This is a genomic window from Methylobacterium sp. J-070 (assembly GCF_022829385.1).
In the GTDB taxonomy this organism is placed as follows: Bacteria; Pseudomonadota; Alphaproteobacteria; order Rhizobiales; family Beijerinckiaceae; genus Methylobacterium.
The window spans coordinates 33,083-57,651 of sequence record NZ_JAKSXX010000130.1; the positions used below are offsets into that span (position 1 = coordinate 33,083).

At 73.2% G+C, this 24,569-nt stretch carries 22 protein-coding genes; 14 read left to right on the forward strand and 8 right to left on the reverse strand.

Going from position 1 to position 24,569, the window contains the following annotated elements; translation table 11 throughout:
- Window positions 1-350: 350 nt before the first annotated feature.
- A complete protein-coding gene (locus MKL01_RS12880) occupies window positions 351-3,047 on the forward strand; it encodes a bifunctional acetate--CoA ligase family protein/GNAT family N-acetyltransferase (RefSeq protein WP_243905616.1) in 2,697 nt (898 codons plus the stop codon).
- A 102-nt stretch (window positions 3,048-3,149) separates the two neighbouring features.
- Here MKL01_RS12880 and MKL01_RS12885 read toward each other — a convergent pair whose 3' ends face one another.
- The gene (locus MKL01_RS12885; protein ID WP_243905617.1) at window positions 3,150-4,808 is read right to left on the reverse strand and encodes a murein L,D-transpeptidase; all 1,659 of its coding nucleotides are present in this window, start codon (window positions 4,806-4,808) and stop codon (window positions 3,150-3,152) included.
- 223 nt (window positions 4,809-5,031) lie between these two features.
- Between MKL01_RS12885 and MKL01_RS12890 the strand changes: the two genes are divergently transcribed.
- Entirely contained in the window at window positions 5,032-6,150 is a 1,119-nt protein-coding gene (locus tag MKL01_RS12890) for an acyltransferase family protein (RefSeq protein WP_243905618.1), read from the forward strand.
- Here the strand turns inward: MKL01_RS12890 and MKL01_RS12895 are convergent.
- Complete coding sequence (locus MKL01_RS12895; protein WP_243905619.1) at window positions 6,137-7,315, reverse strand: endo-1,4-beta-xylanase; 1,179 nt, start codon at window positions 7,313-7,315, stop codon at window positions 6,137-6,139. The two genes, MKL01_RS12890 and MKL01_RS12895, sit on opposite strands and share 14 nt — an antisense overlap.
- A 153-nt stretch (window positions 7,316-7,468) precedes the next feature.
- Here MKL01_RS12895 and MKL01_RS12900 point away from each other — a divergent pair, with 153 nt between their 5' ends.
- Together MKL01_RS12900 and MKL01_RS12905 are read left to right on the forward strand one after the other, a co-directional pair.
- Window positions 7,469-8,311: an SDR family NAD(P)-dependent oxidoreductase gene (locus tag MKL01_RS12900; protein ID WP_243905620.1), complete on the forward strand. Its 843-nt coding sequence runs from the start codon at window positions 7,469-7,471 to the stop codon at window positions 8,309-8,311.
- 67 nt (window positions 8,312-8,378) lie between these two features.
- Window positions 8,379-8,678 carry a hypothetical protein gene (locus MKL01_RS12905; RefSeq protein WP_243905621.1) on the forward strand — a complete coding sequence of 100 codons (300 nt, stop codon included), beginning with the start codon at window positions 8,379-8,381 and terminating at the stop codon, window positions 8,676-8,678.
- Between the two features lie 85 nt (window positions 8,679-8,763).
- Here the strand turns inward: MKL01_RS12905 and radA are convergent, their stop codons facing one another.
- The 3 genes from radA to MKL01_RS12920 form a co-directional block, all read right to left on the reverse strand.
- A complete protein-coding gene (gene radA / locus MKL01_RS12910; protein WP_243905622.1) occupies window positions 8,764-10,200 on the reverse strand; it encodes a DNA repair protein RadA in 1,437 nt (478 codons plus the stop codon).
- A gap of 92 nt (window positions 10,201-10,292) precedes the next feature.
- Entirely contained in the window at window positions 10,293-11,417 is a 1,125-nt protein-coding gene (alr, locus tag MKL01_RS12915) for an alanine racemase (RefSeq protein WP_243905623.1), read from the reverse strand.
- Between the two features lie 89 nt (window positions 11,418-11,506).
- Window positions 11,507-12,262, reverse strand: a complete 756-nt coding sequence (locus MKL01_RS12920) for a helix-turn-helix transcriptional regulator (RefSeq protein ID WP_243905624.1) — start codon at window positions 12,260-12,262, stop codon at window positions 11,507-11,509.
- Window positions 12,263-12,529: 267 nt separating this feature from the next.
- On the opposite strand from MKL01_RS12920, the gene MKL01_RS12925 reads away from it, so the two are divergent.
- The 9 genes from MKL01_RS12925 to MKL01_RS12965 all read left to right on the forward strand — a co-directional run bounded on the left by MKL01_RS12925 (window position 12,530) and on the right by MKL01_RS12965 (window position 20,361).
- Window positions 12,530-13,465, forward strand: a complete 936-nt coding sequence (locus MKL01_RS12925) for a proline racemase family protein (protein WP_243905625.1) — start codon at window positions 12,530-12,532, stop codon at window positions 13,463-13,465.
- Window positions 13,462-14,679 carry an NAD(P)/FAD-dependent oxidoreductase gene (locus MKL01_RS12930; RefSeq protein WP_243905626.1) on the forward strand — a complete coding sequence of 406 codons (1,218 nt, stop codon included), beginning with the start codon at window positions 13,462-13,464 and terminating at the stop codon, window positions 14,677-14,679. The genes MKL01_RS12925 and MKL01_RS12930 overlap by 4 nt, the downstream gene beginning before the upstream one ends.
- Before the next feature lie 195 nt (window positions 14,680-14,874).
- On the forward strand, window positions 14,875-15,483 hold the full coding sequence (locus MKL01_RS12935; RefSeq protein ID WP_243905627.1) for a CvpA family protein: 609 nt from the start codon (window positions 14,875-14,877) through the stop codon (window positions 15,481-15,483).
- A 131-nt stretch (window positions 15,484-15,614) separates the two neighbouring features.
- The gene (gene purF, locus MKL01_RS12940; RefSeq protein ID WP_243905628.1) at window positions 15,615-17,084 is read left to right on the forward strand and encodes an amidophosphoribosyltransferase; all 1,470 of its coding nucleotides are present in this window, start codon (window positions 15,615-15,617) and stop codon (window positions 17,082-17,084) included.
- A gap of 160 nt (window positions 17,085-17,244) precedes the next feature.
- Complete coding sequence (locus MKL01_RS12945) at window positions 17,245-17,994, forward strand: SDR family NAD(P)-dependent oxidoreductase (protein ID WP_243905629.1); 750 nt, start codon at window positions 17,245-17,247, stop codon at window positions 17,992-17,994.
- A gap of 64 nt (window positions 17,995-18,058) precedes the next feature.
- The gene (locus tag MKL01_RS12950; RefSeq protein WP_243905630.1) at window positions 18,059-18,469 is read left to right on the forward strand and encodes a dihydrofolate reductase; all 411 of its coding nucleotides are present in this window, start codon (window positions 18,059-18,061) and stop codon (window positions 18,467-18,469) included.
- Window positions 18,470-18,509: 40 nt separating this feature from the next.
- Entirely contained in the window at window positions 18,510-18,755 is a 246-nt protein-coding gene (locus tag MKL01_RS12955) for a type II toxin-antitoxin system Phd/YefM family antitoxin (protein WP_243905631.1), read from the forward strand.
- A 148-nt stretch (window positions 18,756-18,903) separates the two neighbouring features.
- A complete protein-coding gene (locus MKL01_RS12960) occupies window positions 18,904-19,173 on the forward strand; it encodes a hypothetical protein (RefSeq protein ID WP_243905632.1) in 270 nt (89 codons plus the stop codon).
- Window positions 19,174-19,242: 69 nt separating this feature from the next.
- A complete protein-coding gene (locus tag MKL01_RS12965) occupies window positions 19,243-20,361 on the forward strand; it encodes a carboxylate-amine ligase (protein ID WP_243905633.1) in 1,119 nt (372 codons plus the stop codon).
- Window positions 20,362-20,401: 40 nt separating this feature from the next.
- On the opposite strand, the gene der is transcribed toward MKL01_RS12965, so the two are convergent.
- The 3 genes from der to MKL01_RS12980 all read right to left on the reverse strand — a co-directional run bounded on the left by der (window position 20,402) and on the right by MKL01_RS12980 (window position 23,208).
- Window positions 20,402-21,751 (reverse strand): ribosome biogenesis GTPase Der, encoded by a 1,350-nt coding sequence (der, locus tag MKL01_RS12970; protein WP_243905634.1) that lies wholly within the window; start codon window positions 21,749-21,751, stop codon window positions 20,402-20,404.
- 29 nt (window positions 21,752-21,780) lie between these two features.
- Window positions 21,781-22,491, reverse strand: coding sequence for a tetratricopeptide repeat protein (locus tag MKL01_RS12975; protein WP_243905635.1), 711 nt, complete (start codon window positions 22,489-22,491; stop codon window positions 21,781-21,783).
- A 108-nt stretch (window positions 22,492-22,599) separates the two neighbouring features.
- The gene (locus tag MKL01_RS12980; protein ID WP_243905636.1) at window positions 22,600-23,208 is read right to left on the reverse strand and encodes an NnrU family protein; all 609 of its coding nucleotides are present in this window, start codon (window positions 23,206-23,208) and stop codon (window positions 22,600-22,602) included.
- 202 nt (window positions 23,209-23,410) lie between these two features.
- On the opposite strand from MKL01_RS12980, the gene MKL01_RS12985 reads away from it, so the two are divergent.
- Window positions 23,411-24,565 carry a hypothetical protein gene (locus tag MKL01_RS12985; protein ID WP_409566248.1) on the forward strand — a complete coding sequence of 385 codons (1,155 nt, stop codon included), beginning with the start codon at window positions 23,411-23,413 and terminating at the stop codon, window positions 24,563-24,565.
- Window positions 24,566-24,569 lie beyond the last annotated feature (4 nt).

Genomic DNA, 24,569 nt, shown 5'->3' on the forward strand with positions numbered 1-24,569 from the left:
TTCTGGTCAGCCCGTTACAGGGCAGTTAATGAGCAGTTACTATGGTCATGTGAATTTGATGGCAAGACCAAATTACATATGCCCACAAGGTCCGTTTTGCCGAGGATAAAGGGCCGCTGGATATTGACCATATTGGGTGCCGCCGGACCGGCGATGGACCCGGGGCCGCGTCGGCGCAGAACCTGGCCGAGCGGCCTTTGCACGCGCGGCGGCGCACGCCATCTGGTACGGCGGTGAGCGTCCGAGGGATCCCGCCGGGTCCCGTTGCGAGCGAGGGGCAGCACATGCGCGCCGGAACCGATGGCCCGCGGGAACCGACCCCGTGACGGCGGCTCCGTGAGCGGCCGGCCGTGAGCACCTACCGGTTCGACAAGCTGCTGGCCCCCCGCTCGATCGCGCTGGTCGGGGCGGTGGCGCGCGAGGGCTCGGCGGCCCGCAGCGTGCTGGACTCCCTGCGCGCGGCGGAGTTTCCCGGCGCGATCATGCCGGTCCAGCCCGACCATGCGTGGGTCGACGGGCTCGCCTGCGTGCCGCAGATCGCGGATCTGCCCGTCGTCCCCGACCTCGTGCTGATCGCGGTGCCGCCGCCCCGCGTCCCCGAGGTCGTCGCGCAGGCCGCCGCGGCCGGCGCCGGCGCGGCCGTCATCCTCACGGCCCGGCTCGGCTCAGGGCCGGACGACCCCGGGCCGACCGCCCATCGCATCGCCCGCGCGCACGGCCTGCGCCTCCTCGGTCCCGACAGCGCCGGCCTGGCGGTGCCGGGGGCGAAACTCAACGCCAGCCTGTTCGCCCACGCCCCCAAGGCGGGCGATCTCGCGCTGGTCTCGCAATCCGGCACGGTGGCGGCGGCGATCGTCGAGTGGGGCGCGCGGCACGGGACCGGCTTCTCCGCCGTCCTGTCGCTCGGCAGCGTGCTCGATATCGGCGTGGCCGATTGCCTGGATCATTTCGCCGCCGATTATCGCACCCGCGCGATCCTGCTCTGCCTCGACCGGGTCTCGGACGCCCGCCGGTTCATGTCGGCCGCCCGGGCGGCCGCCCGCGCCAAGCCCGTGGTGGTCCTGCGGGCCGGCCGCCACCGGCCGGACCTGCGGGCGGCCGCCACGCATACCGGCGCGCTGGCGCGGCCGGACGCGGTCTACGCCGCGGCCTTCCGGCGGGCCGGACTGCTGGCCGTGCAGGATCTCGACGAGATGTTCTCGGCGGTCGAGACCCTGGGTCGGCAGCGCCCGTTTCCGGGCGACCGGCTGGCGATCGTGTCGAACGGCCGCGGCATCGGCCTGCTCGCCGCCGACCGGCTGATCGAGCGGGCCGGCACCCTCGCCGGGAGCGCCGCGGCCGAAGGCCGGCCGGCGGGCAATCCCCTCGACCTCGGCATCGACGCGGCGGGGCCGGCCTTCGCGGCGGCACTGGCGCCCCTGCTGACGGACCGGATCAGCGACGCGGTGCTGGCGATCCACGTCCCCACCGCCCGCTCGGAGGCGGGGGCCGTGGCCGGGGCCATCGCCGAGACGGTCACGTCCGCCCGCGCCGGACAGACCCGCAAGAAGCCGGTCTTCGCGGTCTGCCTCGGCGATGCCGAGGCGGCGCGCGACGCCTTCGCGGGCGCCGGGATCCCGCATTTCACCACCGATTCCGAGGCGATCGAGGGGTTCCTGCACCTCGTGCGCTACCGCGAAGCGCAGGACGACCTGATGCGCACGCCGGATTCGCTGCCGCGGGACTTCTCCCCCGACATGGCGCGCGCCCGGTCGATCATCGCCGGCGCCCTGCGCCAGGGCGCGGCGTGGCTCGACCCGGTCGCGGTGAACGGCCTGCTGGAGGCCTACGGGATCCCGACCGTGCCGATCACCCTCGCCCCCGACAAGGAAGCCGCCGCCGCGGCCGCCTGGCCGATCATCGCGGCGGGCGGCGCGGTGGCGCTCAAGGTCGTCTCCCCCGACGTGGTGCACAAATCCGATATCGGCGGGGTGCACCTCGACCTGACCAGCGAGGCCGACGTCCGGGAGGCCGCGCGGAGCATCCTGGCCCGGGTCCGCCGGGAGCGGCCGGACGCCCGGGTGACCGGCTTCGCGGTGCAGCCCATGGTTCGCCGGGGCCGGCGCCGGGAGCTCATCGCCGGGCTGGCGGAGGATCAGGTCTTCGGCCCCGTGGTGGTGTTCGGCCGCGGCGGCACCGCCGTGGAGGTGATCGACGACCGGGCGCTCGGCCTGCCGCCGCTCGACCCGATCCTCGCCCGCGACCTCATCGGCCGCACCCGGGTCGCCCGGCGCCTCGAAGCCTACCGCGACGTGCCCGCCGCCGACGTCTCGGCGGTCGCGCTGACGCTGGTGAAGCTCGCCCAGCTCGCCGCGGACCTGCCGCAGGTGCGCGAACTCGACATCAACCCGCTGCTGGCCGACGAGACCGGCGTCCTGGCCCTCGACGCCCGGGTGCGGATCGGGCGCTCCGAGAGGGGCCGGCACGGGCGCGGCCATCCGCGCTTCGCCATCAGGCCCTACCCGGCGGAATGGGTGCGGATTCTCAACCTCAAGGACCGGACCATCCGCGTCCGGCCCGTGCGGCCGGAGGACGAGGGGCTGTTCCTGAGCTTCTTCCAGGGGCTCGACCCGGAGGATCTGCGCCTGCGGTTCTTCGGGCCGGTGCGCGCGTTCAGCCACGCCTTCCTGGCCCGCCTGACGCAGCTCGACTACGCCCGCGCCATCGCGTTCGTGGCCACCGAGGTCGAGCCGGAGGGCGGCGAGCGGATGCTCGGGGCGGTGCGGCTCCACGCCGATGCCAACCACGAGAGCGGCGAATACGCCATCGCGGTGGGCCGCGACGTCCGGGGAACCGGTCTGGCCTTCGCCCTCATGCGCCTGATGATCGACTGGGCGCGCTCCGAGGGGATCGGCCGGGTCGAGGGCACGGTGCTGGCCGAGAACCGGCCGATGCTGGCGGTCTGCCGGCGGCTCGGGTTCGCCCAGGAGCGCGACCCGGAGGATCCGGGGCTGGTGAAGGTGCGGCTGGACCTGGCGGCCGGACCGCATGGACCCGATCGGGTCTGATCCGGGCCGCGGGATCGAACGGCGGACGCACGACCGCGACAATGATCTCGCGCCCGGCCGGAAGACCGCTCCGCGCCGAGCGGTCGCCCCGAAGACCGGGCCTCAGCGGATCGTCTCAGCCGATCCCGCGGCGGGGTGCTCGGGCGCCGGCTTGGCCGCGGCGGTCCTGGCCATCGCCTTGGCGGCCGCCGGCCCGGCGGCCGGCTTGACCACGGCGGCCGCCGGCTTGGGGGTCGCCGGCTTGGGGGCCGGCGGGTCGGGCATGGACGCGGCGGGCGGGATCGCGCCCGTCGCGGCGGGCTCGGAGGCCGGGACGTCGAGCTTGTAGACGTCGTCGCGGAAATGCGCCTTCCCGTCCGGCGTCGCGTAGCCGGTGAGATACACGAAGGCCACCGGCACCGGCTTGACCAGCTTGATGTCGCGCCGCTCCCCGTCGGCGATGCCGGTCTCGATCTCGATCGGCCCCCAGGTCGTGCCCGGCCCGTTCGGCCCGTCCGTCCCCTGCAGCAGCCAGCCGACCAGCTCCTTGACCTGGCCGACCCGGACGCAGCCGTGGCTGTGGAAGCGCACGCTCGCGGCGAACAGGGACTTCGCTGGCGTGTCGTGCATGTAGACGGCAAAGCGGTTCGGCATGTCGATCCGCACCTGACCCAGCGAATTGTCGAAGCCGGAATCCTGGCGCAGCATGAAGTTGACCGCCTTGTCGCCGGCCCAGTCGACCCGCGTCGGGTCCACCTCGCCGGTCGGCCCCAGGATGCGGATGTGGTTCCGCGCGAGGTAGCCCGGGTTCCGGCGCATCTGCGGGATGATCTCGTTCTTCACCACCGAGGCCGGGACCGTCCAGGTCGGGTTGAAATTGATGTCGGTGATCCGGGTCTCCACGGTCGGCGTCGCCTTGTCGGGGGATCCGACCACCGCCACGTAGCGGCGCGCCACCGCGCCGTTCTCCACCGCCTCGACGGCGGCCGAGGGGATGTTGACCACGACGTAGCGGGTCCCGAACGGGAACTTCGAGCCCATCAGCCGCGCCGCGGAGGCGGCGAGCTGGCGCTGGCGGATCTCGGCCGGCACGTTGAGCGCGTTGATCGTGAGCCGGCCGAGGATGCCGCTGTCGGGCAGGCCGTGCCGGGCCTGGAAGGCAGAGACGGCCGCCACAAGGGGCGGGTCGAGCCGGTCGCTGGGGGGTGCGTCCGCCGGCAGGTCGCCCGTGAGGGTCAGGTGGTGGCGCAGGGCCGGGATGGCCGGGCTGCGCTCGCCGGGCTTCAGGCGCGCGAGGTCCTCGGGCAGCCGCTCCCAGCCGCCGGCCTCCGCGAAGGCCGCGTAGCGCTCGGCCGCCCGGAGGGTGTCCAGGAAGGTGTGCGGGGTCAGGGTCGGACTGGGATCGGCCGAGACCTTGGCATAGACGAGCGGCGCCGGCTCGCGGGGCTTCCTGGCGGCCTCCTGGGGTCCGCCCTGCGCCGGCTTGGCGTCGGGGGTCGCGCCGTCTGCGGATCTGGGTTCGGCCGGTCTCGCTTCGGGCCGCTTCGTCTCGGGCGCCTTGACCTCCTGGCCCGTCGCGACCGGGGCGTCCGGCACGACCGCGGGCGGTGCGGCAACGCTCGCCGCCACGGGCGCGGCCGGCGCGGGGTTCGGTCCGCCCGCGGGGACGGGGGCGCCCTCCGCCCGCGCGGCCATGGGGGCACCGAGCAGCGCCAGCAGCGACAGGCTCGCACCGAACGCGACGCGCGGGCGGGTGCGACGGCGGGGCTGGACCGGGACCATGCACGACACTCCCGACGGCGCCCGGAGGGGCGCGGTCGGGCGGCATGATGGGCCGGCGCGGTTACCAATCTCCTCCGGTCGCGCGGGCGGATGACGGCGCGGATTCACCATCCTGCGACAGGTTTCGACGCACGAGGATCCGTGCGGATGTCGGCGGGCGCGAAAATGGCGCTTACTGCTCCGCCACGATGGCCCAGGCCGCGACAGGAGGTCGGCTTCCCCCATGCCGGAACCCGGACACCCCGTGCCCCCGGTGATGCCCTACCTGCCGCAGCTCGACGGGGTGCGGGCGCTCGCCATCCTGATCGTGTTCGCGGCCCATTGCGGCTACAGCCACGTCGTCCCCGGGGGCTTCGGCGTCACGGTCTTCTTCTTCCTCAGCGGCTACCTGATCACCACGCTGCTGCGGATCGAGCGGGCGCGCACCGGCGCAATCTCGCTCCCCGCCTTCTACCTGCGGCGCAGCCTGCGCATCCTGCCGCCGATGTACCTGACGCTGCTGGCCGCCGGGGCGCTGTACGCCGTCGGACTGCTCGAGTGGATGCCGGTCGAGCCGGCGGCGGTCATCGGGCAGGCGACGTTCCTGACGAACTATCCCGGCCTGTTCGGCACCGAGGCGGTGCTGCCCGTGCCGCTGTGGAGCCTCGCCATCGAGGAGCATTTCTACCTGGTGTTCCCCCTGGCCTACGTCCTGTGGCTCGGGCGCCTGCGCCCGCGCCGGGCGGCGCTGGCCTGCCTGGCCCTCTGCGGGGCGGTCCTGGCGATCCGGTGCCTCAACGTCTGGCGGCTGCCGGACTACAGCCTGAACTACTCCTGGACCCACACACGGATCGACGCGATCCTGTTCGGATGCTGCCTCGGCCTCTGGAACAACCCCGTGATCCCGGCCGACCGGGCGTGGCGGCCGAAGGCGTGGCACGTGGCCGCGAGCCTCGCGGTGATCCTCGGCACGCTGGCGGTGCGCGAGCCCGCGTTCCGCGAGACCCTGCGCTACAGCCTGCAGAGCGCGGCCCTGTTCGTGCCCTTCGCCTACCTCCTGCACGGGGAGGGGCCGGGGGTGCGGCTGCTCGCCAGCCGGCCGATGCGCCAGCTCGGGCTCTGGTCCTACGGCTTCTACCTCGCCCACATGGCGGTGGTGGCCCTGGTGCTGCACCTGCGGCCCGGCCTGCACGGAATCGGGCTGATGGGCGCGGCCTTCCCGGTGACGCTGCTGTGGTGCTGGGGCCTCTACGGGCTCGTCGAGCGCCCCTGCGCGCGCCTGCGCCGCCGGCTCCTGGCGGACCGGCCGCCCGAGCCGGCCCTGGCGGAGGGGACCCGCCGCGCCGGGATCACCCCCGCCTGAGCCTCTCCCGGGCGGCCGTGTGATCCGGCGCCGCCTGGAAGGCCGCCTTCATCGCGTGCCACAGGGGCTTGCGCCGGTACTGCGCGTCCAGCGGCAGGGCCCGCTGGGCCAACCCGTCCGGCCGCTTGCGGTAGGGGTGGTCGTTCAGCCACGTGTCCGGATCGTAGATGTCCCAGGTGACGACATCCAGCAGGGCGGGCTCGTCCAGCGCGACGTCGAGGTAGCGCCGGGCGAAATCCGCCACCTTCCGGTCGCGGGTCGCCACGTCGGACGGGAAGGCCCGGTCGTCGATGTCGAGTTCGGTGATCGCGATGCCGAGCCCCATCTGGCCGATCTCCCGCAGGAAGCGCCGCAGCTGCCCCTGGTCGATCGGGATCGTGCTGGTAAGGTGCGATTGCAGCCCGAACCGCCGGATCGGCACGCCGCGGGCGCGCATCGCCTCCAGCCGGCGCAGCACCTTGGTGCGCTTCGCCTCCATCCAGGGCACCCCCTGTTCCACCGCGTCCTCGTTCCAGGTGCCGGCGGCGGCGGGGTCGGTCTCGTGCAGGATGCGGAAGGCGAGATCGACGTAGCCGGGGCCGATCGAGGCGAGCCAGGGCGAGTCGCGCAGGCCCCCGCCGCGATCGGGATCGGTCTCGTTGCCCAGGATCTCGTTGACCACGTCCCAGGCGACGATCTGCCCGCGGTAATGGCCGGCCACGGTCTCGATCCAGCGCCGCATGAAGTCCTCGGCCTGGACCGGGCTCGCCCGGCCGAGCAGCGGCGCGACCCAGGGCGGCAGCGCCGCGTGCCAGACGAGCGTATGGCCGCGCATCCGCTGGCCGTTGGCCCTGGCGAAGCGCAGGATCGCGTCGCCCCGGGAAAATTCGGACCGGCCGGGGGCGGGCAGGACCTCCTCCATCTTCATCTCGGTGCCGCAGACCAGGATCCCGCATTCCCGCGCCACCGCCTGCCGGTAGGCGACCGTGCCGTCGAACCGGTGGAACGGCACCTCGCAGCCGTACATCAGGCCCTTGGCCGAGGCGGCGGCCTGGAGGCTGTCGCTCGCCCAGGACGGACGGCCGAGGGGCCCGAATCCCGCCGGACCGGCCGCCCGCGCCGCCGGGGCGAGGCCGAGGGAGGCTGCGCCGGCGAGGATCGACCGGCGGCTCGGGGGAGGGGGCATCCGGGTCCTGGCGTCCTGAGGGCGTGGCTTTACCCTAGCAGACGCGGCCGCGGCGGCGATCCGCTGGTTCTGCCGGGTCGCGGCTCCGGGGCGAACTCGCCTTCCTTCGGGGTTGCCCCATCTGAAGGGCGCCATCCAGCCGAGGACCGCGTCATGAGTCAGCACCCCGCCATCAGCCCCGGCCGCAGCGCGGTCGTCACCGGGGGCGCGAGCGGCATCGGTCTCGCCGCCGCGCAGGCCTTCGCGCGGGCCGGCATGAACGTCTGGCTCGCCGACCGGCCCGGCCCCGCCCTGGAAGGGGCCCGCGCCGCGGTCGCCGAACTCGCCGCCGTCGAGGTCCGCGCGGTGCCCACCGACGTCTCGGACCGGGAGGCCGTTGAGGCTCTGGCAGCCCATGTCGCCAAGGCCGGCCCTCCGGCCGTGGTGATGCTGAATGCCGGGATCGAGGCCGGCGGCAAGCTCTTTTCCGACGCCGACACCTGGGCGCGGATCCTCGGCACCAACCTCGGCGGCGTGGTCAACGGCATCCACGCCTTCGCGCCCGGCATGATCGACGGGGGCAAGCCCGGCGCGATCATCGTGACGGGCTCGAAGCAGGGCATCACCACGCCGCCCGGCAACGCGCCCTACAACGTCTCGAAGGCGGGGGTGAAGGCGGTCACCGAGGCGCTCGCCCACGAGCTGCGCACCCGGGAGGGCTGCCGGACCACCGCCCACCTGCTGATCCCGGGCTTCGTCTATACCGGCCTCACCAAGGCCCGCGGCGTCGCCGAGAAGCCGGCCGGTGCCTGGACGCCGGAGGAGACCGTCGCCTTCATGCTGGAGCGGCTGGCGGCGGGCGACTTCTACATCCTCTGCCCCGACAACGAGACCACCCGGGCGCAGGACGAGAAGCGGATCGCCTGGGCGGCCGGGGACATCATCGAGAACCGCCCGGCCCTGTCGCGCTGGCATCCGGATTATGCCGAGGCGTTCAAGCGGTTCATGGAGGGGTGAGACGGCGCGCCGGGCCGGGCCGCAGGCGAGCCGCAGGCAGTCCGTCTGCGGGCCGCCGGCCGAGACCGTGCGGGCGGCGTTCCTCCGCTTTTGCAACGCACCGCATGAGGAAGCCTCTTTCGCGGACGTCAGCCTCGGGCCGGTCACGGGCCAGGTCGCGGACGACGACAGGGCGCTCCTCGATGCCGCGCTCGCGCGGCTGCCGAAGGCGGAGCATCGCCTCGTGGTCGCGTTCATCGCCGAACCGGCGGGCGGCACCCTGACCTGCTTCCTGCGCGTCCGCCTCATCGTGCGCGACCGGATCGATTCTCACGCGGGGCCGGCCGGCCCGCCGGGATGCCGCCGACCGGACCCCGTCGGGCGATGAGGCTTCACCGCCCTTGCGAGCGGGGCGGTGCAATCCCGGTGGGCCGCGTTCGACGCGGTCGCGCCGTCCGCGAAGTCGGGACAGCTCACACCTCCTCGTCGGCGTAGCGCGCCGGCGCCCGCCCGCGCGACCCGGAGCCCTTCCGCGGCGCCCCCGCGCTGATCCCCGCCACCAGGTCGGCGATGTGGCGCAGGGTCTCCACCGACAGCGCCTTGTCGCCCTCGCCGCGGCCCTGGGGGATCAGCGCCTTGGCGAAGCCGAGCTTCTGGGCCTCCTTGAGCCGGGATCCCGCCTGGGCCACCGGCCGGATCGCCCCCGACAGGCCGATCTCGCCGAAATACACCGTCTCGGGCGGCAGCACCGCCCCCGACAGGGACGACACCAGCGCCGCCGCCACCGCCAGATCCGCCGCCGGCTCGGTGATGCGCAGGCCCCCGGCCACGTTCAGATAGACGTCGTGGGTGCCGAGCCGGATCCCGCCATGGGCCTCCAGCACGGCCAGCACCATCGACAGCCGGTTCGGATCCCAGCCGACCACCGCCCGGCGCGGCATGCCCAGGGAGGACGGCGCCACCAGGGCCTGGATCTCCACCAGAAGGGGCCGCGTCCCCTCCATCCCGGCGAAGACCGCGGTGCCGGCGGCCTGGTGGTCGCGGCCGGCCAGGAACAGGGCCGAGGGGTTGGGCACCTCGGCCAAGCCGGCATCGGTCATCTCGAACACGCCGATCTCGTCGGTGGGGCCGAAGCGGTTCTTCACGGCACGCAGGATGCGGAAATGGTGGCCCTGGTCGCCCTCGAACGACGCGACCGCGTCGACCATGTGCTCCACCACCCGGGGGCCGGCGATCTGCCCGTCCTTGGTGACGTGGCCGACCAGGATCACCGCCGTGCCGGTGGTCTTGGCGAAGCGGATCAGCGCCTGCGCCGAGGAGCGCACCTGCGTGACCGTGCCGGGGGCCGATTCCACCGTCTCGGTCCACATCGTCTGGATCGAGTCGATGATCGCCAGCGCCGGCGGCCGGCCCTGGCTCAGGGTCTCGACGATGTCCTCGACGTTGGTCTCGGCCGCGAGGTCCACCGGGCGGTCGCTCAGGCCCAGCCGGTCGGCCCGCAGGCGCACCTGCCCCACCGCCTCCTCGCCGGAGATGTAGGCGACCCGCTCGCCCGTGCCCGCCATGGCGGCGGAGGCCTGCATCAGAAGGGTCGACTTGCCGATGCCGGGATCACCGCCGAGCAGGATCACCGAGCCGCGCACGAAGCCGCCGCCGGTGACCCGGTCGAGCTCGCCGATCCCCGAGGGGATGCGGGGCGCCTCCTTGGTCTCCCCGGTCAGTCCCTCCAGGGGAAAAACCCGGCCGCGGGCGCGGGACGGCCGGGTCGCCGCCGGACCGGACTGGCCGGGGGCGGAGGGCGCCTCCTCGACGATCGTGTTCCAGCCGTTGCACGCCTCGCAGCGGCCGCGCCAGCGGTTGTAGACCGCCCCGCAGGACTGGCAAACGAAGGTCTGTTGGATCTTGGCCATGGAACGGTCAGGTCCGGGTACGGGCGCCGCGTGCTTTAAGGACAGGCCGTCGCCCCGGACGGCCGGATCGTCCTCCGCGCGCGACAGACGGGTCAGCGGGACTCTACATAGGTTCGAACATAACGCGAACCCAGCCCGGTGAGGATCTCGTAGCCGATCGTGCCGGCGGCGCGGCCGACCGTGTCGATGTCGAGCCCGTCGCCGATCAGCACGGCGGTGGCGCCGCGCCGGGCCGCGGGCGCCGCGGTGACGTCGAGGATGATCAGGTCCATGGAGACGAGGCCCAGGATCGGGCAGGGGACGCCGTCGACGAGCGCCTGACCCCGCCCGCTGATCGCCCGCGGGAACCCGTCGGCGTAGCCGAGCGACAGCGTCGCCAGCCGGCTCGGGGCGGAGGCGGTCCAGCGGCCGTTATAGCCCGCGGTGGCGCCGGCCTCGACCGCGCGCACCTGGGCGATCAGCGCCTCCAGCCGCACCACCGGGCGCATCGGGTTGGCCGATCCCGGCTTCGGGTTGCCGCCGAACAGGGCGTAGCCCGGCCGGAGCAGATCGTGGCCGGCGCCGTCGAGGAACACGCCGGACGAGTTCGCCAGCGAGCCCCGCAGACCCGGATAGGCCGCCCGCACCCGGGCGAAGTCGGCGATCTGCCGGGCGTTGACCGGATCCTCCGGCTTCTCGGCGCTGACGAAGTGGCTGAGGATCAGGTCGATCCCGGCCGCCGCGATCCGCGGGTCGCCCGCGCGGTCCAGCGCCTCCGGCACCGGCAGGCCGAGCCGGTTCATGCCGGTATCGACGTGGAGCGCCGCGGGCAGGCGTCCGCCCGAGAACGCGGCCCAGTCCGCCAGTTCCTCGACGCTGCCGAGCACGGGGCGCAGCCCGTGCGCCGCGAAGGCCTCCCGGGTGCCCGGAAGCAGGCCGTTCAGGACATAGATCGCCGCCTCCGGCAGGGCGGCCCGGGCGGCGACGCCTTCCGACAGGTGGGCGACGAAGAAGGTCCGGCACCCGGCGTCCCACAAAGCCGGCCCGACCCGGCCGATTCCGCAGCCATAGGCGTCCGCCTTCACCACCGCGGCGCATTCGGCCCCCGCCCCGTGTGCGGCCAGCGACCGCCAGTTCGCCGCGATCGCCCCAAGGTCGACCGTCAGCCGGGCGCCGTGGGCGCCGGTCTCCGGCTCGGAACGCGTCGGCGATGGCGGTGCGGGTGCGACAGAGGGCATACGTGGTGGAGTCCGTGCGTGCGCGGCGCGGGGGCGCGCCACCGACCCGTTCTCGCGGGCCCAACTCATGGCCAACCGCTCCGGCGCGATCAAGGCCGCGTCTCCGGCGGGGGCCGGGCATGCAGCCTCCGGTATGCGCCCGGCGACAGGCCGACGCGCTTCCGGAACTGCCGCGCGAACGCCGTCTGATCGCCGTAGCCGCTGTCGAGGGCGATCTGGCTGATCGGTTCGTCGCCGTGCCGGAGACGCGCGCTGGCCCGGTCGATGCGCAGCCGCGTCAGGTACTGGCCGGCCGAGATCCCGAACATCGCGCGGAGGCGCTGGTCCAGGCGGAAGGGGGTCAGCCCGGCCAGCTTCGCCAGGGCGCCCACCGTGGGGCAGACGTCCGGGCGGCTCTGCACGGCTTGCAGGGCCCGCGACAGGCAGGCGGTCTCGTCCGGCGCCGCGTTGGCGGAGCGCAGGTCCCGCGACAGGCCGATCAGGCCCGCGACCTCCCCGTCGCGATCGAACAGCGGCTCCTTCCAGGTGAGGCACCAGCCTTCCCGGCCGTCGGCGTAGATGTGCAGCTCGAGCTCGCCCTTGAGCGCGCGGGCGCTCCCGAGAATCGCCCGGTCCTGCGCGGCGATGCGGCGGCCGAGCTCGCCCGGGAAGACCTCGTCCGCGGTGCGGCCGATCAGGGCCTCCTTGCGGCGCAATCCCGCGCGCTCGGCCAGGACCTGGTTGGCCGCCACGTAGCGGCCGCCGGCATCCTTGACGAAGAACACCGTGTCGGGGACCCCGTCGAACAGGTCTTCGCAGAGGAGCGGCCGATCCAGGCGCGCGAGGAAGTCCGCGAGCGGTCTCACCGCTCGGGCCTCCCCGGGCATGCCGAATGCGCGGTCCCGGGCGCGGGTTCGGCCAAGACGCGCCGCCCGCCCGGGCCGATCATGCCGGCGCGAATCGGCCGACCCGGGCCGGCCGCGACGAGCGGGACATCCATGGGCGCGAACCCCTTCGCCGGAACGGTGCCGGCACTGATGACTCCCCGTCGGCCCGGCGACAAGCCGGCCGGGTCGACGGCGCGGTCGCGGGGGGGCCGGACGCCGGCCCTGGGCCGGGCGGCCTGACCGGCGGTGCGTGTCATCGATTCCCACACCGAGGGCGAGCCGACCCGGCTCATCGTGTCGGGCGGCCCCGACCTCGGATCCGGACCGCTCGACGCGCGGCGGCGCCTCTTCGCCGCGCGACACGACGGCGTCCGCACCTTCGTGCTGAACGAGCCGCGCGGCTACGACGCCATGGTCGGCGCCCTGCTGTGCGAGCCGACGGCGCCCGATTGTGCGGCGGGGCTGATCTTCTTCAACAATGCCGGCTTCCTCGGCATGTGCGGACACGGCACGATCGGGGCCGCCGTGACCCTCGCCCATCTGGGCCGCCTCGCGCCGGGGACGCATCGATTCGAGACGCCGGTCGGAATCGTCGGCGTGGATCTGCGCGACCGCAACACGGCGACGGTCGGCAACGTGCCGAGCTACCGGCACCGTGCGGCTGTGCGCGTGGCCGTCGAGGGCCTCGGCCCGGTGACCGGCGACGTCGCCTGGGGCGGCAACTGGTTCTTCCTGACGGAGTCCGCGCCCTGCGCGATCACGGCCGCCAACATCCCCCGCCTCACGGAGGCGGCGCAGCGGATCCGGGCGGCGCTGGCGCGCGACGGCGTGACCGGCCGCGACGGCGGCGAGATCGACCACGTCGAGATCTGCGGTCCGGCCCCGCCCGGCGCGGACGCGCGCGGCTTCGTGCTCTGCCCCGGAGGCGCCTACGACCGCTCGCCCTGCGGCACCGGCACGAGCGCCAAGCTCGCCTGCCTGGCCGCGGAGGGCGCCCTCGCGCCGGGCGCGCCCTGGGTGCAGGAGAGCGTGATCGGCACGCGCTTCACGGCCCGCTACGCCGCCGGCCCCGACGGGACCATCCTCCCCAGCGTCACCGGCCGCGCCTGGGTGACCGCGGAGGCGCGGCTGCTGCGCGATCCCGCCGACCCGTTCCCGAACGGCATCGGCGGCGCGGCGTGACCGCGCCCGCCCCGCGCAGCGCCGCGGTGATCGGCGGCGGCATCGTCGGCCTGAGCGTCGCCCTGGCGCTGCAGGCCCGCGGCCTGGGGGTGGCCGTATACGATGCGCCGGAGGCGCGGGCGCCGGCCTCGGCCGGCAATGCCGGGCACATCGCCGTGGAGCAGCACGCGCCGCTCGCCTCCCTGGCGAATCTCCGCACCCTCCCGGGCCGGTTGATGCGCCTGGGCGGCCCGGTGAGCTTCCCGCCCGCGGCCATCGGCCACTGGCTGCCGTTCGGTCTGCGCCTGCTGCGCGCCGCCGCCCCGGCCCGGTTCGCCCGCGGGCGGCAGGCGCTCGGGGCGCTGCTGGCCGAGGCGCTCCCGGCCTGGCGCCGTCTCCTCGACGCGGTCGGGGCGCCCGATCTCCTGCGTCCGCAGGGCAACATCGTCGCGTGGGAGAGCCCGGCGGGGGCCCGGCGCGGCCGCGCGGCCCTGCGCGAGGACGCGAGCCCGCTGGCGCAGTGGCGCGACCTCACCGCCGCCGAGGCCGAACTGCTCGACGGGGTCGTCCGCCTGCGCCCGGTCGACGCCGTCTGCATTGCGGGATCGGCCAGCGTCGCCGATCCCGGCGCCGTGCTGGAGGCCCTGCGCGCGGCGCTCCGCGCCGGCGGCGGGACGCTCGACCGCCGCGCCTGCACGGTGGCGCAGGCGCGGCGTTCCGGGGCCGACGTGATCGTGGTGGCGGCCGGGGTCCGCTCGGCGCCGCTCCTGCGCGAACTCGGCCATCGCGCGCCGCTCATCGCGGAGCGCGGCTACCACATCCAGTCGGCCCGCAGCCGCTGGCCCCCGAGCCTGCCCTCGGTCGTCTTCGCGGAGCGCGCCGTGGTGGCGACGCGGTTCCTCTCGGGCCTGCGGGCGACGAGCATCCTCGAATTCACCCATCCCGACGCGCCGCCCGACCCCAGGGCCTGGGCGCGGCTCGCGGCCCATGCCGCGGCCCTCGGCCTGCCGTTCGATGGGCCGCTCGAGACCTGGGTCGGGTCCCGGCCGACCTTGCCCGACTACCTGCCGGCCATCGGCCGCAGCGCCGCCGACCCGCGGGTCCTCTACGCCTTCGGCCATCAGCATCTCGGCCTCACCCTCGGTCCGGTGACCGGAGAGATCGTGGCCGCGCTCGCCTGCCGCGAGGCACCGGCGCCGGACCTCGCCCCGTTCTCGGTGGCCCGCTTCGGCTAAAGCGGTCCCGGATGCTGCGCCGACAGGCCCGTCCGGCCCGGTCTCCACCCGGGGCTGATGCATGGACGGCACAGGCCTGGGTGCAGGCGCGTACGCCAGGGTGACGGCCGAGGTCCGGCTTGGTATAAATCCACCGCGGTCCGGAGGAGCCGCACCGCCATCGCGGGATCCTCTCGGGTATTCAAAAGCTCAACGATGCCGTTTACCGTCCTGGATCTCGTCGTGCTCGGCATCGTCGCGGTCTCCGCGCTGCTCGCGGCCGTGCGTGGCGTCACCCGCGAGGTGCTGGCGATCGTCGCCTGGGTGGCGGCCGCCGCCGTCGCCTGGACGCTCTACCCGATGCTGCTTCCCACGGTGAAGCAGCACGTGAGCAGCGACACGGTGGCGCTCGTCGCCTCCATCGCGGCGATCTTCCTGGGTACCTTGATCGTGGTGTCGATCATCACGGTGAAGATCTCGGACGTCGTCCTCGACTCGCGTATCGGCGCGGTCGACCGTTCGCTCGGCTTCCTGTTCGGGGCGGCCCGCGGCTTCCTGATCTGCGTCATCGGCTGGGTGTTCCTGTCCTGGCTGGTGCAGGGCAAGGTGCCGGACTGGGCCGCGCAGGCGCGCTCGCGCCCGATGCTGGAGAAGTCCGGCGATGCCCTGGTGGCCCAGCTCCCCGAGAACCCGGAAGGCTTCCTGAAGCAGTTCAAGAAGCCCAAGGCCGTCTCGCCGCCCAACGAGGCCGCGGACGCCCCCGCCGAGACCGACCCGGCACCTCAGCGCCGGACCGAGACCGCACCGGCCCCGACGCGACGCTGATCTGCGGTATTCGCCGTAGGCCGGTTCGAGCGGAACGCCTAGATAGCGGTTCCGGTGACGAACGGATTGCATCCGCGACGACCGGCGCGCCGGCCCGTCGCCGCCGGGACCCGTGAGGGATCGACCGCAGTATGTCACACGTCGCCAACCCGCAGGCCGATTTCGATCTCGACGGCGACACGCTCCGGGAGGAATGCGGCGTCTTCGGCATCTTCGGCCATCCGGAGGCCGCCGCCATCGTGGCGCTCGGCCTGCACGCCCTGCAGCACCGGGGCCAGGAGGCGGCCGGAATCGTCTCCTTCGACGGGTCGGTGTTCCATTCCGAGCGTCGCCCCGGCCTCGTCGGCGATTCCTTCTCGGACGGCGAGACCATCGCCCGCCTCAAGGGCCGCGCCGCCATCGGCCACGTGCGCTACTCGACCACGGGCGGGACGATCCTGCGCAACGTCCAGCCCCTCTTCGCCGAGCTCGCCAGCGGCGGCCTGGCGGTCGCCCATAACGGCAACCTGACCAACGCCCTGTCGATCCGCCGCGACCTCGTGCGCGACGGCGCCATCACCCAGTCGACCTCCGACACCGAGGTGATCCTCCACCTCGCGGCCCGCTCCCGGAAGCCGCGGATCATCGAGCGCTTCATCGACGCCCTGCAGGCGATCCAGGGCGCCTACGCGATCGTGGCGCTGACCAACAAGAAGCTGATCGGCGCCCGCGACCCGCTGGGCATCCGCCCGCTCGTGCTCGGCGAACTCGACGGCCGCTACATGCTGGCCTCCGAGACCTGCGCCCTCGACATCATCGGCGCCCGCTTCGTGCGCGACATCGAGAACGGCGAGATCGTGGTGATCTCCGAGGAGGGGATCGAATCGATCCGCTTCGCCGACGCCGTGCCGATGCGGCCCTGCATCTTCGAGTACATCTATTTCGCCCGGCCGGATTCGGTGGTGAACGGCAAGAGCGTCTACGCGGTGCGCAAGGCCATCGGCCGGGAACTCGCCCGGGAGGCCGCCGCCCCCGCCGACATCGTCGTGCCGGTGCCCGACTCCGGCGTCCCCGCGGCCCTCGGCTTCGCCCAGGAGACCGGCATCCCGTTCGAGATGGGGATCATCCGCAACCACTATGTCGGCCGGACCTTCATCCAGCCGACCCAGTCGGTGCGGGAACTCGGCGTGCGGATGAAGCACTCCGCCAACCGCGCGGCGATCGAGGGCAAGAGCATCGTGCTCGTGGACGACAGCCTCGTGCGCGGCACGACCTCGGTGAAGATCGTCCGGATGATGCGCGAGGCCGGCGCCGCCGAGGTGCATTTCCGCATTGCCTCGCCGCCGATCACCTACCCGGACTTCTACGGCATCGACACGCCCGAGCGGGAGAAGCTGCTCGCCGCGACCCATGACCTCGAAGGCATGCGCAAGTATATCGGCGCGGATTCGCTGGCCTTCCTGTCGATCCCCGGCCTGTACCGGGCGATGGGCGAGGAGGCCCGGGACGCCGCCTGTCCGCAATACACCGACCATTGCTTCACGGGCGACTACCCGACCGGCCTGACCGATCTCTCGATCGCCGGCCCGAAGCGCTTCGCCATGCTGGCCGAGGCGGACTGACGCGGCCTGGGTTTCCAAAGGGCTTGTGCCCTTTGGCCGGGTCTTGGGGCGGAGCCCTTCGGTCCGCGCAGGGTTCCACCCTGCACCCGCAAAAGGTCACGGACCTTTTGAAACCGGGATTTCTCGACCCTTCGCGTGAAAATGCGCTAGGTCCCCGTCCATGGCTGAGTCTCAGAGACCCCTGGAAGGCCGCGTCGCGGTCGTCACCGGCGCATCCCGCGGCATCGGGCGCGCCGCCGCCCTGGCGCTCGCCGGGGCCGGCGCCCACGTGATCGCGGTGGCCCGCACGGTCGGGGCCCTGGAGGAGCTGGACGACGCCGTCCGGGCGGCCGGCTCCAGCGCCACCCTGGTGCCCTTCGATCTCGCGGATTACGACGCGATCGACCGGCTCGGCGCCGCGATCAACGCGCGCTGGAAACGCCTCGACATCCTGGTCGGCAATGCCGGCATCCTCGGCGCGCTCATGCCGATCGGCCACATCACCCCGAAGGTCTGGGGGCAGGTGATGGACGTGAACGTCACCGCCAACTGGCGGCTGATCCGCTCGCTGGATCCCCTTCTGCGCATGTCCGATGCCGGCCGGGCGATCTTCGTCTCCTCGGGGGCGGCCTCGAAATGCCGGGCCTATTGGGGACCCTACGCGGTCTCGAAGGCGGCCCTCGAAGCGCTGGTGCGCACCTACGCGGCCGAGAACGAGACCACCGCCATCCGGGCGATGCTGCTCAACCCCGGCCCGCTGCGGACCGGCATGCGCCGCTCGGCCATGCCGGGCGAGGACCCCGAGACCCTCAGGACGCCCGAGGATCTCGCCCCCCACTTCGTGCGGCTCGCCGCCCCGGACTGGACCGAGACCGGCAAGCTCTACGATTTCCCCACCGACCGGGTGCTGAGCTTCCGCACGCCTGAGTGAAGGGGTCCGGGGCCTGCGGCCCCGGCGGGTCGCGGGCGGAGCCCGCAGGGTTTTAGGGTTCACGATGATCGACGTCCGCTGCATCTGCGCGATCGGCCTGCGCGGCCAGCTCGGCCTGAACGGCCATCTGCCCTGGGAGGGCAACACCGACCCGCTGTTCGTCGAGGACGTGACGCGGTTCTTCGCGCTGACCATGGGCCACGTGCTGATCGCCGGGCCGAAGACCGTGGCCTCGGTCCCCGAATTCGCCTTCAAGGACCGCACCATCGACGTGATCCGCAGCCACGAGGATCCGGAAGCGGTGCTCAAGCGCTACCCGGGCCGGCGGATCTTCGTGGGCGGCGGCATCGCGGTGTGGAACGTCTACGCCCGGTACATCCAGAACTGGGACATCACCCGCCTGCCCTACGACGGCGAGGCCGACCGCTGGTTCGACCCGGCGTGGCTGGTGGGCGGGGCGCTGCGGGCGGGCTGAGCGGCTGGACAGAGCGCCGGTGCGCTTCCTATCATCCGGTATGAGCGAGCACAGCGTCCAGGACGCGGAGCGAAACCTCACCGGCCTGATCGACCGCGCGCTCGCGGGCGAGGGTGTCGTGATCACGCGCGACGGGCAACCGGTAGCGACGCTGAACCCGATCCGCAGGTCCGGACGCCCGGTCACGGCCGCGGATCTGGACTGGCTCGCCCTGTGGCGCGTGCCGGTGCGGGCGCCAGCGCAGCATGCCGGGCAACTGGTCAGCACCCTTCGCGACGAGTGGTGAGGACCTACCGCGACGCCAGCGTCCTGGTCGCCCTGTTGACGGACGACCCGTTGACGGCGCGCGCCGACGCGCTCTTCCGGGCTCGGCGCCGATCCCGATCGTCAGCGACTTCGCCCGGGCGGAATTCGCCTCGGCCCTCGGGCGGCGGGTGCGGACCAAGGAGATCGCTGCCGAACGCGCGAAGCAAGCCTTCAGCGATCGCGACCGCCGGACCGAAGCGGTCGCCGAGCGTGTCGATCTCGGATCGTCGGATGTCGCCGACTCTGCCGGCTTCCTGCGTCGGCTCGACATCGCGCTCCGAACGCCCGACGCCATCAATATTGCCCTCTGCCGGCGGGTTTCGGCGACAGTGGCACCCTTCGACGACAAGATGGCGGCTGTCGCGCGCACTCTCGGTGTTCCGGTCCTATCCGGGTAGGTCGAAGCGCCGCCGTCGAAACAGCTCGCGCCACGTCTATCTCTAGGTCTTGCCCCGTCGGAGACGCAGATGAGCGCCCATAGCTACCGCTTCGGCATCGAGGAGGAGTACTTCCTCGCCGATGCCGAGACCCGCGGCACGCCCCGGGGCGACTTGGCCGGCTTCCACGCCCGGGTGAAGGCGGAACTGCCCGAGACCGGGCGCGAGCTGGTGGCCGCGCAGGTCGAAGTCTGCACGCCCCCGCTCGCCGACGCGCAGGCCGCCCGGGACAATCTCGGCGGCCAGAGGGCGAAACTCGCCGGCATCGCGGCCGAGAACGGCCTGAGCCTGCTCGCCTGCGGCACCCACCCGCTCGCCCGCTGGTCGCGCCAGACCGCCACCGACGGCGCGCGCTATCAGGGCATCCTGTCCGATGTCGGCATCGCGGCCCGGCGGGCGCTGATCTGCGGCATGCACGTCCATGTCGAGGTGCCGGAGCCCGACGCGCGGGTCGACCTGATGAACCGGCTGCTGCCGTTCCAGCCGCTGCTGCTGGCGCTCTCCGCCTCCTCGCCGTTCTGGCAGGGCGAGGCGACGGGCTTGCGGGCCTACCGGCTCAGCGTCTTTGGGGAATTGCCCCGGACCGGCCTGCCGGAGCTCTTCGCCGATGCCGCCGCGCACGCGCGGTTCGTCGACATCATGACCCGCTCGGGCGCCATCGCGGATGCGAGCTTCCTGTGGTGGTCCCTGCGCCCGTCGATCAAGTTCCCGACCCTGGAGCTGCGCATCGCCGATGCCTGCACCCGGCTCGACGACACCCTCTGCATCGCCGCCCTGTACCGCTGCCTCGTGCGCCTGTGCGTGCGCCGGCCGGATCTCCATGCCGGGCTCACCAGCGTGTCGCGGGCGCTGGCCTCCGAGAATCTGTGGCGGGCCCAGCACGGCGGCGTGCGCGCGACCCTGATCGACGAGGCCAGGGCCGAGGCGGTTCCGCTGCCCGAGGTGCTGGAGGCGGTGCTCGCCCTGGTGGAGGAGGACGCGGCGGCGCTCGGCTGCACCGTCGAGGTCGCCCGCGCCCGGGCGATCGTCGCGGACGGCACCAGCGCGGACGGGCAGGTCGGGGCCTACGAGGCGGCGCTCACCGAAGGAAAGGACGAGCGCGCCGCCCTGGCGGCGGCCGTGGACTGGATCGCCGCGGCGGCCCGCTGACGGAGAGAGGCCGCCGCGCGGCCTGCGCCGGTGAGCCGCCTCAGCCCTTGTCGAACGGGTTCTGCGAGGTCCGGAGCGACAGGCGGATCGGCGTGCCCGGCAGCTCGAACGCCTCGCGCAGGCCGTTCACGAGGTAGCGGGTGTAGGATTTCGGCAGGGCGTTGAGCTGGTTGCCGAACAGCGCGAAATGCGGCGGCCGGCTCTTCACCTGCGTGGCGTAGCGGATCTTGATCCGCCGGCCCGACACCGCCGGGGGCGGGTTGCGCGAGGTCGCCTCGTTCAGCCAGTCGTTGATGCGCGAGGTCGAGATCCGCGTGTCCCAGACCTCCGCCGCCTGCACCACCGCCTGCATCAGCTTGTCGACGCCGTCGCCGGCCAGTCCCGAGAGCGGCACCACCGCGACGCCGCGCACCTGCGGCAGCAGCCGGGTGCAATCCTCGCGCAGCTGCTTGAGCAGGCCGGGCTGGTCGGCGACCAAGTCCCATTTGTTGAGGCCGATCACCAGGGAACGGCCCTCGCTCTCCACGAGGTCGACGATGGTGAGGTCCTGCTTCTCGAACGGGATCGTCGCATCGAGGAGCACCACCACCACCTCGGCGAAGCGCACGGCGCGCAGGCCGTCCGAGACCGCGAGCTTCTCGAGCTTGTCGTCGATCCGGGCGCGCCGGCGCATCCCGGCGGTGTCGTGCAGCTTGATCCGCCGCCCGCGCCATTCCCAGTCCAGGGAGATCGAATCGCGGGTGATGCCGGCCTCGGGGCCGACGAGCAGCCGATCCTCGCCGAGCATGCGGTTGATCAGGGTCGACTTGCCGGCATTCGGGCGACCCACGATGGCGACCTTCAGGGGGCGGGTGCCGGGGGCGTCCTCGTCCTCCTCCGCGTCGTCGTCGCGCGGGGGCAGGGCGCCCTTGAGCGCCTCGTGCAGCTCGCCCAGGCCCTCGCCGTGCTCGGCCGAGAACGGGATCGGGTCGCCGAGCCCGAGGGTGAAGGCCTCGTAGGCGCCCGCGAGGCCCGTGCCGCCCTCGGCCTTGTTGGCAATCAGGATCACCGGGCAGCCGGACCGGCGCACCAGTTCGGCGAAGGGCTGGTCGGCCGGCAGCACGCCGGCCCGGGCGTCGATCACGAACAGCACCACGTCGGCGGCGAGGATCGCCGCCTCGGTCTGCATCCGCATCCGGCCGGTGAGGGTCGCGGCGTCCGCCTCTTCGAGGCCGGCGGTGTCGATCACCCGGAACTGGAGGCCGCCGAACGCGACGTCGCCCTCGCGCCGGTCGCGGGTGACGCCCGGGCGATCGTCCACGAGCGCGAGCTTCTTGCCCACGAGGCGGTTGAACAGGGTCGACTTGCCGACGTTCGGCCGTCCGACGATCGCGACGGTCGGCATGTCCATGGTCGTTCTCTAAACGGTTCGTACAGGGATCAACGCGTGATCGGCGGAGGTGGAGCCGCGGGCTCCGGCTTGGCCTCGGTCACCGTGACGGGGCCCCCCGCGACGATCGCCGCGTAGACCTCGATGCGCTCGCGCAGGTTCCGCGGGGTGTCGGGATCGGCCACGATCTGGTCGAACCAGCGCCCGGCCTCCTCGTAATCGCCCTTCTTCAGGGCGGCGAGCCCCAGCATCTCGCGGGCGGTGTGACGGAACGGCGTGCCGGCGGCCAGGCCCTGCAGGTTGGCGAGCGCCGGGTCCGGGTTCGGTCCGTCGAGGCGCAGCAGCGCGGCGCGCAGGCGCGCGAGGTCGCGCAGGCCGTCGCCGAGGCTGGTGTCGCCGGCGAGCGTGTCGAACGCCGCCGCACCCGCGGCCGGGTCGCGCTTGCTGGCCTCGGCGGCCGCGCGGAACCGCGCGAGCAGACGGTAGCCCGCCGGGCCCTGGGCCTCCAGGGCATCGAAGGCCTTGTCGGCCTCCGCGACCTTGCCGTCGCGGGCGAGCCGGTTGGCGTCGTCGAACTGCACCGAGGCTGTCTCGGCGGCCACGCGCTGCTGGTTCTGCCAGTAGCGCCAGCCCGCGACGCCCGCCACGAGGAGCACGGCGAGCGCGATGATCATGCCGCTGTAGCGCTTCCAGATCTGGAGGATCCGGTCGCGGCGGTAATCCTCGTCGACCTCGCGGAGGAACTCGTTGTTCTCGGCCATCGTCCCCAGGTCCGCCACTGCCGGCGGACCGCCTCGTACCCCAATCGAGCCCCGCGCCTAACACACGGGCGCGGGGTTGGCGACAGGAGTCGCATCAGCGCATGCCGGTCAGCTCATGCCAGGCCAGACCGGCACGCCGATCACCGGGTAGTGCAGGTAGCGGGCGAACACGAACCAGGCCGCCGTGCCGATCGCCACAGCCAGGATGTCGTTGCGCCAGCCCTGCGGGGCCGCCGCCGGGCCGCCGTGCTGGGCGACCACCGCGCCGGGGGGCAGCGCCCGGCGCTTGGCGCTGATCCGGGCCGCCACCGCCCAGGCGAGGAAGCCGCCGAACAGCAGCATCGAGCCGAGATCGCCGTTGGCCAGGAGATGGGCCGTCGCCCAGATCTTCACGGCAAGCAGCATCGGGTGCTTGGCCTTGGCCCGGATATGGCCCGGCAGATAGGCGGCGGCCAGGCAGATGAAGGCGAGCCAGACCAGGGTCAGGGCGAGGTGGCGCGTCCAGACCGGCGGATCCCAGACCGGGATGTAGCCGGCGAGCCGGTAATCGTGGAAGCCGACCCCGATCAGCACCAGTCCCAGCAGCGACAGGGCGGTGTAGCCGAGCTTGAACCGGCCCTCGCCGATCCGGCCCACGATCGCGGCGCGCCGGGCGCGGGCCATCGAGAAGGCGTGCGTGCCGAGGAACAGCACCAGCCCGAGGATCAGGAGCAGCATGGGGGACTCTTGGAGGGGCTCGCGGGACGCAAGCACTCTGTAACGGTTCTCAAGCGAATCTCGCCCTGTTTGTCCAGGCGCGGCCGGGACGCAGCCGGATGACCACCATGGGTTTGGCGGATCGGGTCGTCGAGGAATGGCGCCACGCTTTCCCTCCCCCGCAAAAGGGGGAGGGAGGGCGTCGCGCTTCACTGCCGCGGTAGTGCTTCCGGTCTTAACCCTGACACCCCTCCCGGCCCGGGCCGCCGCCGAGCCGCCCCTGTCTGCCCTGACCCTGGTCGGGCCGCCCACGCTGGTCTTCAAGGCGGGCCGCGACGCCTGCGACGGCGCCGACGTTCCGGACGCGCCGGCCCGCGCCTTCCGCGACGCGTCGGGCGCGGTGGCGGTGTTCGGCATGCATTACCGCAACCGGGCGCTGCGCGGGCCGGATCTCGACCACCTCAAGCTCGACTGCACCGTGGTGCTCGACTCGGGCGAGAAGTCGGATCCGGCGGCCTATGACGACCGCTCCTGGATCACCGCCACCTGGACCGAGGACGGCAGCCGCGTCGCCGCCCTCCTGCACCACGAGTATCAGGCGAACGAGCATCCCGGCCGCTGCCCGGCGGGCGACTACATGGCCTGCTGGTACAACACCATCACGGCCGCCGCCTCGACGGATGGCGGGCGCAGCTTCAGGCGGCAGACTCCGCCTGTGGTGGTGGCCGGCGCCCCGTTCCGGCAGGAGGTCGACCAGGGCCGGCACCGGGGCTTCTTCAACCCGTCGAACATCGTGGCGGACGGGCGCTGGCGCTACTTTCTCGCCTCGACCACGGGCTGGACCCGGCCCGGCAGCGATCAGGAGGCGGGGGTCTGCCTGTTCCGCAGCGACGATCCCGCCGATCCGACCCGCTGGCGCGCCTGGACCGGCACCGGCTTCACCGCTGCCTTCCCGGATCCCTACCGGGCGGCGCGCCCGAGTCCCGCGACCTGCCGTCCGGTGGGCCCCTTCCCGGGGCCGGTCGGAGCCGTGGTCCGGCACCGCGGCTCGGGCGCCTGGATCGCGGTGTTCATGGCCAAGGCGGGCGAAGGTTTCGCCCGATCGGGCTTCTACTGGACGACCTCCCGCGACCTCATCACCTGGGACAGCCCGCGCCTGCTGGTCGACGGCGCGACCCTCTACGACGATCCCTGCGGGGCGACCGCCCCGCTCATCGCCTACCCGTCGCTGCTCGACCCGGACGCCAGGGGGCGCAATTTCGACGATGTCGGCGACACGGCGCTGCTGACCTACGCGAGCCTGCGCGTCGAGGGTTGCGCCATCACCTCCGACCGGGATCTGATCCGCCGCCCGGTGGCGATCCGCGTCTGGCCCTGATCTG

Bases quoted from the DNA above. Each gene is read 5' to 3' on its own strand.
- der (WP_243905634.1), bottom strand. From the start codon at position 21,751: ATGGACATGCCGACCGTCGCGATCGTCGGACGGCCGAACGTCGGCAAG.
- radA (WP_243905622.1), bottom strand. From the start codon at position 10,200: ATGGCCAAGATCCAACAGACCTTCGTTTGCCAGTCCTGCGGGGCGGTC.
- alr (WP_243905623.1), bottom strand. From the start codon at position 11,417: ATGCCCTCTGTCGCACCCGCACCGCCATCGCCGACGCGTTCCGAGCCG.
- MKL01_RS12950 (WP_243905630.1), top strand. From the start codon at position 18,059: ATGATCGACGTCCGCTGCATCTGCGCGATCGGCCTGCGCGGCCAGCTC.
- purF (WP_243905628.1), top strand. From the start codon at position 15,615: ATGTCACACGTCGCCAACCCGCAGGCCGATTTCGATCTCGACGGCGAC.
- MKL01_RS12885 (WP_243905617.1), bottom strand. From the start codon at position 4,808: ATGGTCCCGGTCCAGCCCCGCCGTCGCACCCGCCCGCGCGTCGCGTTC.
- MKL01_RS12965 (WP_243905633.1), top strand. From the start codon at position 19,243: ATGAGCGCCCATAGCTACCGCTTCGGCATCGAGGAGGAGTACTTCCTC.
- MKL01_RS12945 (WP_243905629.1), top strand. From the start codon at position 17,245: ATGGCTGAGTCTCAGAGACCCCTGGAAGGCCGCGTCGCGGTCGTCACC.
- MKL01_RS12935 (WP_243905627.1), top strand. From the start codon at position 14,875: ATGCCGTTTACCGTCCTGGATCTCGTCGTGCTCGGCATCGTCGCGGTC.
- MKL01_RS12955 (WP_243905631.1), top strand. From the start codon at position 18,510: ATGAGCGAGCACAGCGTCCAGGACGCGGAGCGAAACCTCACCGGCCTG.
- MKL01_RS12975 (WP_243905635.1), bottom strand. From the start codon at position 22,491: ATGGCCGAGAACAACGAGTTCCTCCGCGAGGTCGACGAGGATTACCGC.
- MKL01_RS12900 (WP_243905620.1), top strand. From the start codon at position 7,469: ATGAGTCAGCACCCCGCCATCAGCCCCGGCCGCAGCGCGGTCGTCACC.
- MKL01_RS12980 (WP_243905636.1), bottom strand. From the start codon at position 23,208: ATGCTGCTCCTGATCCTCGGGCTGGTGCTGTTCCTCGGCACGCACGCC.
- MKL01_RS12895 (WP_243905619.1), bottom strand. From the start codon at position 7,315: ATGCCCCCTCCCCCGAGCCGCCGGTCGATCCTCGCCGGCGCAGCCTCC.
- MKL01_RS12890 (WP_243905618.1), top strand. From the start codon at position 5,032: ATGCCGGAACCCGGACACCCCGTGCCCCCGGTGATGCCCTACCTGCCG.